The 7,707-nt window shown below is 70.3% G+C and carries 6 protein-coding genes; 5 read left to right on the top strand and 1 reads right to left on the bottom strand.

What is annotated here, in order from left to right; all coding sequences use genetic code 11:
• Positions 1 to 11: 11 nt before the first annotated feature.
• Both JWR86_RS08830 and JWR86_RS08835 read left to right on the top strand, forming a co-directional pair.
• Positions 12 to 1,892: a TRAP transporter large permease subunit gene (locus tag JWR86_RS08830; protein WP_299563789.1), complete on the top strand. Its 1,881-nt coding sequence runs from the start codon at positions 12 to 14 to the stop codon at positions 1,890 to 1,892.
• A 3-nt stretch (positions 1,893 to 1,895) separates the two neighbouring features.
• Positions 1,896 to 2,396, top strand: coding sequence for a metallophosphoesterase family protein (locus JWR86_RS08835; protein WP_299563792.1), 501 nt, complete (start codon positions 1,896 to 1,898; stop codon positions 2,394 to 2,396).
• Positions 2,397 to 2,496: 100 nt separating this feature from the next.
• Here the strand turns inward: JWR86_RS08835 and JWR86_RS08840 are convergent, their stop codons facing one another.
• Positions 2,497 to 3,717 (bottom strand): CaiB/BaiF CoA-transferase family protein, encoded by a 1,221-nt coding sequence (locus JWR86_RS08840; protein WP_299563795.1) that lies wholly within the window; start codon positions 3,715 to 3,717, stop codon positions 2,497 to 2,499.
• Positions 3,718 to 3,905: 188 nt separating this feature from the next.
• Here JWR86_RS08840 and JWR86_RS08845 point away from each other — a divergent pair, with 188 nt between their 5' ends.
• From JWR86_RS08845 to JWR86_RS08855, 3 genes are read left to right on the top strand one after another with little or no spacing between them, the layout of a single operon-like run.
• Positions 3,906 to 5,066: an acyl-CoA dehydrogenase gene (locus JWR86_RS08845; RefSeq protein ID WP_299563798.1), complete on the top strand. Its 1,161-nt coding sequence runs from the start codon at positions 3,906 to 3,908 to the stop codon at positions 5,064 to 5,066.
• 10 nt (positions 5,067 to 5,076) lie between these two features.
• Positions 5,077 to 5,928 (top strand): IclR family transcriptional regulator, encoded by an 852-nt coding sequence (locus JWR86_RS08850; RefSeq protein WP_299563801.1) that lies wholly within the window; start codon positions 5,077 to 5,079, stop codon positions 5,926 to 5,928.
• Between the two features lie 40 nt (positions 5,929 to 5,968).
• Positions 5,969 to 7,651: a thiamine pyrophosphate-dependent enzyme gene (locus JWR86_RS08855; protein WP_299563804.1), complete on the top strand. Its 1,683-nt coding sequence runs from the start codon at positions 5,969 to 5,971 to the stop codon at positions 7,649 to 7,651.
• Positions 7,652 to 7,707 lie beyond the last annotated feature (56 nt).

Genomic DNA, 7,707 nt, shown 5'->3' on the forward strand with positions numbered 1-7,707 from the left:
TTAGGCGCGCGATGGCCGACGCAATCTCCATCACTCAGACGCAGGCCTCCGCGGTTCTGGAGCAGCTCGGACCTCGGCCCTCGGGCCGGCTCCGGTTCCTGCTGGCGCCGATCGAGGTCATCGCCGCGGCCTTGATCGCCGGCCTGGTGGGCCTCGTGCTGGTCTCGGTGTTCTCGCGCTACGTTCTTTCGTCGCCGATCACCTCGGCCGACGAGATCGCATCCTTTCTGTTCCTGTGGATCGTGATGTTCGGGTCGGTGATCGCCATCGACCGCAACGAGCACCTGCGCCTCGCGCTTGTTCTGAATCTCGTCGGGCCGCGCCTGCGCGGTCCCATCGAGACCACCGGCTATGTCGTGGTCGCCGCGTTTCTGATCGGCCTGCTGCCCTCGGCGCTCGAGCATTGGCTGGACGAGATCCCGGTGGTCTCGCCCGGCCTCGACATCTCGGTCGCCTGGCGCATTGCCGGCATCCCGCTCGGCATCGGCCTGATGCTGCTGGTCCTGGCCGTGAAGCTCTGGGCGGAAGCCTCCCGGCGCGACCTCGTGACGGCCATCGCGGTGGTCGCGGTCACGGTCGCGACCCTGTGGCTGCTCTCCCCGTTCTTTGCCAGCCTCGGCAAGGCCAACATCCTGGTCCTGCTCGTGGCCGTGATCGCGATCTGCCTGGCCATCGGCGTCCCGATCGCCTTCTGCTTCGGCGCCGGCGCCATGGCGTTCCTGGTGTTCTCGACCAAGCTGCCCGTGACGGTGATCGTCGGCCGCATGGACGAGGGCATGTCCAGCCTGATCCTCCTTTCGGTGCCGGTCTTCGTGCTGCTCGGCTGCATTCTCGACGCAACCGGCATGGGCAAGGCCATTGTCGACTTCCTGGCCTCCCTGCTCGGCCACGTCCGGGCCGGCATGTCCTACGTGATGCTGGGCTCGCTCTACCTCGTATCCGGGATCTCGGGCTCCAAGGTGTCCGACATGGCCACCGTGGCCCCGGCGCTGTTTCCGGAGATGAAGCGGCGCGGCAACCGGCCCGAGGAGATGGTCGCGCTCCTCGGCACGGGTGCGATCATGGCCGACACCGTCCCACCCTCCATCGTGCTGATCGTGATCGGCTCGGTCGCCGGCATCTCCATTGCGGCGTTGTTCGCCAGCGGCTTCGTGGTGGCCTTCTTCCTGTTGCTGATCCTGGCTGCGGCGGCGCGCTGGAAGGCCCGTGGCGAGCTGCTGCACGGCGTTCGCCGGGCGCCCTGGCCGATGATCCGCAAGGCGCTGATGATCGCCGCACCGGCCCTGGTGTTGCCCTTCCTGGTGCGCGGCGCCGTGACCGAAGGCGTCGCCACCGCGACCGAGGTGTCCACCATCGCGGTCGTCTACGCGCTGATCGCCGGCATGGTTCTCTATGGCGGCATCAAAGGCCGGGACATGTACCGGATGCTGGTCGAGACGGCCGCCATGACCGGCTCGATCCTGATCATCCTCGGCACCGCCTCGGCGGCCGCCTGGGTGCTGACCCAGACCGGCTTCGCCCAATACCTGGCCGCGGTGATGAAGGGCCTCCCGGGCGGCTGGATGGTCTACATGGGCATGACGGTCGCCGTGTTCCTGACGCTGGGATGCCTGCTGGAGGGGCTGCCGGCCATCGTGCTCTTGGCGCCGCTGATGTTCCCGATCGCCAACGACCTCGGCATCCACGGTGTCCATTACGCCATGGTGGTGGTCGTCTCCATGAATATCGGCCTGTTCGCACCGCCTGTCGGCATCGGTTATTACATCGCCTGCTCCATCGGCAAGGTGAGCCCGGACGCCGCCATGAAGACGATCTGGTTCTACCTTGGGGCGCTGCTGCTCGGCCTGGTCGCCATTGCCCTCATACCGGGCATCTCCACCATGGCCCTCTAGGGCGTGGCCCTGCTCTTCACGGCCGACACCCATTTCGGCGATCACCGCACGCTCAACATCGTCCGCCGGCCGTTCGAGTCGGTAGCCGCAATGGACCGGGCGCTGATCGCCACCTGGAACGAAGCCGTGGAGCCGCAAGACGAGGTCTGGCACCTCGGCGACGTCGCCCGGAAGGCGTCAGAGGTCCCCGAACTCCTGGCCGGGCTCAACGGCACCAAGCATCTGGTGCGGGGCAACAACGACCCGCCGGCGACCTGCGCGGCCGCCGGATGGGCCAGCGTCCAGGATTACGCCGAGCTCGAGCTCGACGGCACCTTCCTGGTTCTCTGCCACTATCCGTTCCGGAGCTGGAACCGGCAGCATCGGGGCGCGATCAACCTGCATGGGCACAGCCACGGGCGGCTCGCCCCGGTGCCGAGGCAGTTCGATGTCGGGGTGGATGCGCAGGGCTATCGGCCGACCACCCTGGCGGCCTTGCTGGAACGGCCTCGCCGGACGCGCTGACGGCGGCCGAGGCCGCCGCTCTCGTGCGGCCGCCCCAATCCCGCTCTGCACCGCGACCGCAGCCCGGCCGTGACGGCCGCCGGATCGCGGCTGCGCCCGCCTAGGAGGCGGCCCCGAGCGGGTTCTGGCTGATCGCCCCGGCAGCGCCGAGTTCGGCGATCCGGGCCTCGTCGAGGCCGAGCACGTCGCGCAGGATGTCGCCCGTATGCTCCCCGAGGCGCGGCGGCGGCGCCGGATCGCGCGGCGGTGTCCCGGTCAGCCCGAGGGGCGAACGGAGCAGCCGCAGCGCGCCGTGCCGCGGGTCGGCCACCTCGGCCACGAGGCCGCGGGCCGCGATCTCGGGCGAGGCCAGGGCCTCAGCCACGCTGCGCACCTCGCCGGCCGGAACGCCGGCCCGGCGCAGGAGGTCCATCCAATGCGCGGTCGGCGCGGTCGCGAAGGCGGCGCTGATCTCGGCGATCAGGACCTCGCGGTGGAGCACGCGCCCCCGCATGGTGCGGAAACGCTCGTCGGCGGCGAGATCCGGCCGCTTCAGGACCTGCTCGCACATGTTGCGGAACTGAAGATCATTGCCGACTGCCAGGGCCACCACGCCGTCCTGGCTGGGGACCAGCTGGTAGGGCACCACCGTCGGATGGGCGTTGCCGAAACGCCGGGGCTCCTGCCCGGTCGCCAGGTGTCCGGTGGCGATGTTCGCCAGCATGGCGACCGCCCCGTCCAGAAGCGACAGGTCGATATGCTGGCCGCGTCCCGTGCGGCCGCGCGCCAGCAGAGCCGCCAAAATCGCCTGGACGCCGTTCATGCCGGTGACGATGTCGGTCACGGCGACCCCGAGCTTCATCGGCATGCCGTCCGGCTCGCCCGTGATCGACATCAACCCGCTCTCCGCCTGGATGGCGAAATCATAGCCCGGCTCGGCGGCGCGGGGTCCCGTGCGGCCGTAGCCCGAGATGGAGCAGTAGATCAGGCCCGGATTGCGGGCGCGCAGCTCCTCGTAACCCAGGCCGAGACGGTCGAGGGCGCCGAGCCGGAAGTTCTCGACCAGCACGTCCGCCTGGTCGGCGAGGGACTGGGCGAGCGCCCTGCCGTCCGGGTGCTTGAGATCGATCGCGACGGAGCGCTTGGACCGGTTCGCGCAGAGGAAATAGGTGGATTCGCCGTTCAGCTCGGGCGGCATCCAGCTGCGCGTGTCGTCCCCCTGCCCCGGGGGTTCGAGCTTCCAGACATCGGCGCCAAGGTCGGCCAGCGTCTGCGTGCACCAGGGCCCGGCCAGCACGCGCGAGAGGTCGAGGACCTTGATGCCGTCGAGGGGTCGCTCCAACGCAAGTCTCCTGTTCGGTTGAGCTCGCTCCGCCCCAAAGGGGGCGGAGCGCGTGACGTCAGCGCGTTTGAAAGGTTATGATCGGCGATTGCAAGCTTGATTTCATTTTTCGAGGCGAATAGCGTTGATTTCTGAAAGCGGAGTCGAGGGTCTCCCGGCTCATACCCCTCCTCCCGTCAGAGGTCCGCATGCTCGATTTCGGCTACACCGACGACCAGATCGCGCTGCGGGACAGCGCCCGTCGCTTCGCCCAGGCGGAACTCCCGGCGCTCGCCCGCAAGCTGGAAGCCGAGGCCGAGCCGCTGCCGCATGACTGGCGGGAGCGCTTTGCCGAGATGGGGTTCCTCGGCGTCAACACCGGCCTGGAGCATGGCGGCCTCGGCCTGCCGCTTCTGGATGCGCTCCTGGTTCTGGAGGAATTCGCCAAGATCTCCGTCGCGGTCGCCTTTCCGGTGTTTGAGTGCTGCACCGGCCCGGTCCGCATCGTCGAACGGTTCGGCAACCCGGCCCTGAAGGAGCGCGTGGTCCGGCAGGCGACCGAGGGGTCGATGCTGGTTGCGATCTCCATGTCGGAGCCCGATGCCGGGACGGCGCTGACCGACCTTCGCACCAAGGCAGTGCGCCAGAACGGCGAAATCGTCATCGACGGGTCCAAGCGCTGGTGCTCCGGGGCGGGGCATTCGGAGGGCTATGTCGTGTTCTGCCGCTTCGGCGACGTCCAGGGGGCGAAAGGCATCGGCGCCGTGTTCGTGGACCGGGATACGCCCGGCCTGAGCTTCGGACCGCCGGAATCGCTGATGGGCTTCCGCGGCGTGCCGTCGGCCGACATGATGTTCGACGGCGTCCGGGTGCCGGAATCCCACCTCCTGGTCGGGCCGGGCGGGTTCGCAAGCCTGATGGGGGTGTTCAACATCGAGCGGCTCGGCAACGCCACCATGGCGCTGGGCGTGGCGCAGGGCGCGCTCGACCAGGTCACGGCCTATGTCCAGGAGCGGCGCCAGTTCGGGCGGCCGCTGGCCGAGTTTCAGGCGGTGCAGATCAAGCTTGCCGAAATGGCCATCAAGGTCGAGGCCGCCCGCTTGCTGATCCACCGCGCGGCCGCGGCCGCCGGGACGGGGCTGCCGCCGGTGCGGGAGACCGCCATCGCCAAATGCTACGCCAACGAGATGACCCGCGAGGTCACCGGCACCGCCCTCCAGCTCATGGGCGGCTACGGCTATGCCGAGGAATACGGCATGGAGCGCCGCTTCCGCGATTCCTACGGCTGGGGCATCGCCGGCGGGGCCATCGACATCCAGAAGATCAACATCGCGGCCGACCTGATCGGCCGGCGCTTCAGCCAGCGCTGACCGGGCCGCCATGCCAAAGCCCACCCGGGTCGCCGCGGCGGAGCCCGCCGCGGAAGAGCCCGCGGCCCCGGACGGGGCCGGGGCTCTCTCGGGTACGCTGCGGCGCGGCCTCGCCATCCTCGACCTGTTGGCGGGGGCCGGCCAGCCCCTGACGCTGGCCGACATCTCGGCTCAGACATCGCTCGACCTCAGCACCACGTTGCGGATCCTGCGCACGCTGGAGGACGCCCGCTTCGTCAGCCGCGCGCCGGACGGCAAGCGCTATCTGCCCTCGCCCAAGATCCTGCGCCCCCTGCCGCTGCTGCACCCGATGGAGCAGTTCCGGCGCGAGAGCGGGCCGCTTCTCGGCGAGCTGGCCGCGAAATTCGCCAAGACCGTGGTTCTCGTCGTCTTCATCGGCGTCGAGCGGGTCGTGGTCGACATCGTCCAACCGGCCGGCTCCCTCAGCCCGTATTACGCCGGCTGGCTGCAGGGCCCGCTGCACGCCTCGGGGCCCGGCAAGGCGCTGCTGCTCACCATGAGCCCCGAACAGCGCCGCGCCGCGCTGGGCGAGGAGCCCTTCCGGGCCTACACGCCGAGCACGATCACCCGGTGGAGCGACCTCGACCGGGACCTCGCGCGGGCGGACGAGCGCGGAATCATCCAGGTCGCGAACGAGTTCTACGACGGGCTCAGCGCGGTTGCGGCGAACTTCTCGGGCTGGAGCACCCGCGCGGCGGGCTGCATCGTCCTGACCGGGCACACGGCCGATTTCACGCCCGATTTCGTGGAGCGCTCCGGCCAGGAACTTCGGCGCATCGCCCGCCTGATGCCGCTGCAGGCCGCCTCGCTGCGCGCCCTCGACCAGTTCTGCGGCTTCTAGCCGGCACCGCCCTCCCCTCGCCTCCCAACCGGACGCCGACATGACCGCCACCACCAAGCGAACCCGCGCCCGGCTGCTTGTCGAGCAATTGCGCGCAAACGGGGTCGATCGCGTGTTCTGCGTGCCGGGCGAAAGCTTTCTGGCCGTGCTGGACGCCATGCTGGAGGTGCCTGAGATCCAGGTCGTCACCTGCCGCCAGGAGGGCGGCGCCGTGATGATGGCCGAGGCCTATGGCAAGCTCACCGGCCGCCCGGGCGTGGCCTTCGTGACGCGCGGCCCGGGGGCCACGAACGGCAGTGCCGGCGTCCATATCGCGCATCAGGATTCGACGCCCCTGATCCTCTTCATTGGCCATGTCGAGCGGGCCGCCATGGAGCGCGGCGCCTTCCAGGAGATCGACTACCGGTCGATGTTCGCGTCCTTCAGCAAGTTCGCGACGGTGCTGGAGAACGGCGCCCGCCTGACCGAGATCGTGCAGCGATCCTTCGCGCTGGCCACCTCGGGCCGGCCTGGGCCGGTGGTGATCGCGCTGCCCGAGGACATGCTGATCGAGGAGACCGAGGAGGAGGCCGCGCCGGCGCCGCAGCTCTGCGCCTCCGGCCTCACCTCCGACGCCCTCGCGGCGGTCGCCCGTGCGCTCGCGGAGGCGCGGGCCCCGGTGGTCGTGGTCGGCGGGGGCGGCTGGAGCCTCGACGCCGCGCAGGCGGTGGCGCGTTTCGCGGCGGCCTGGAACCTGCCGGTGGCGGCCTCCTTCCGCTGCCAGGACTACATGGACAACGGCCACCCGAACTATGTCGGCAATCTCGGGCTCGGGCCCAATCCGGCTCTGCTCGAGGCGGTGCGGTCGGCCGACGTCGTTCTCGCCGTCGGGGCGCGGCTCGGGGAGCTGACCAGCAACGGCTACACGCTGCTCGACATCCCGGCCCCGCGGCAGCGGCTGATCCACATCCACGCCGATCCCGACGAGATCGGCCGCGTCTACCAGCCGGCCCTGGGCGCCGTCGCGTCCTCGGCCTCGGCCTGCGGGCAGCTTGCCGCCTTGCCGGCCCCGGCCGGCGAGCGGCCCTGGGCGGCCGCGACCGCGGCGCTGCGGGCCTCCTATCTCGCCTGGACCGACCCGCCGCGGCTGCAGGGCGACCTCGATCTCGGGGCCGTCATGCGGCTCCTGCGCGAGCGCCTTCCGGCGGACGCGATCGTGGCCAATGGCGCCGGCAACTTCGCGATCTGGCCGAACCGCTACCACCGCTACCGCTCGTATCGCACCATGCTGGCCCCGATGTCGGGCTCCATGGGCTACGGCGTCCCGGCCGCCATCTCGGCCAAGCTCCAGCATCCGGACCGGACGGTTGTGGCGTTCACAGGCGACGGCGACGCCCTGATGACCGGGCAGGAACTCGCCACCGCCGTGATGATGAACACGCACGTGGTGATCATCCTGATCAACAACGGCATGTACGGCACCATCCGGATGCACCAGGAGCGCGACTATCCTGGCCGGGTCAGCGCCACCGGGCTCGTGAACCCGGATTTCGCGCAGCTCGCGCGCTCCTTCGGCGCCTCGGGCACGCGGATCGAGCGGACGGACCAGTTCGCGCCGGCCTTCGACGCGGCGCTCGCCGCGACGGGCCCCGTGCTGCTGGAGCTGATGCTCGACCCGGAGGTGCTGTCCCCGACCGCGACCGTGACGTCGCTCCGGGCCGCCGCCGCGGGTCGGACGGCCTGAGGCGGCGCCCGGCCGTTCGGGCGCCCGCTCTCGCCGCGGCTAGTCAGGCGAGGCTG

This window comes from Enterovirga sp. (assembly GCF_028290205.1).
In the GTDB taxonomy this organism is placed as follows: domain Bacteria; phylum Pseudomonadota; class Alphaproteobacteria; order Rhizobiales; family Beijerinckiaceae; genus Enterovirga.

Bases quoted from the DNA above. Each gene is read 5' to 3' on its own strand.
- JWR86_RS08855 (WP_299563804.1), top strand. From the start codon at position 5,969: ATGACCGCCACCACCAAGCGAACCCGCGCCCGGCTGCTTGTCGAGCAA.
- JWR86_RS08845 (WP_299563798.1), top strand. From the start codon at position 3,906: ATGCTCGATTTCGGCTACACCGACGACCAGATCGCGCTGCGGGACAGC.
- JWR86_RS08830 (WP_299563789.1), top strand. From the start codon at position 12: ATGGCCGACGCAATCTCCATCACTCAGACGCAGGCCTCCGCGGTTCTG.
- JWR86_RS08850 (WP_299563801.1), top strand. From the start codon at position 5,077: ATGCCAAAGCCCACCCGGGTCGCCGCGGCGGAGCCCGCCGCGGAAGAG.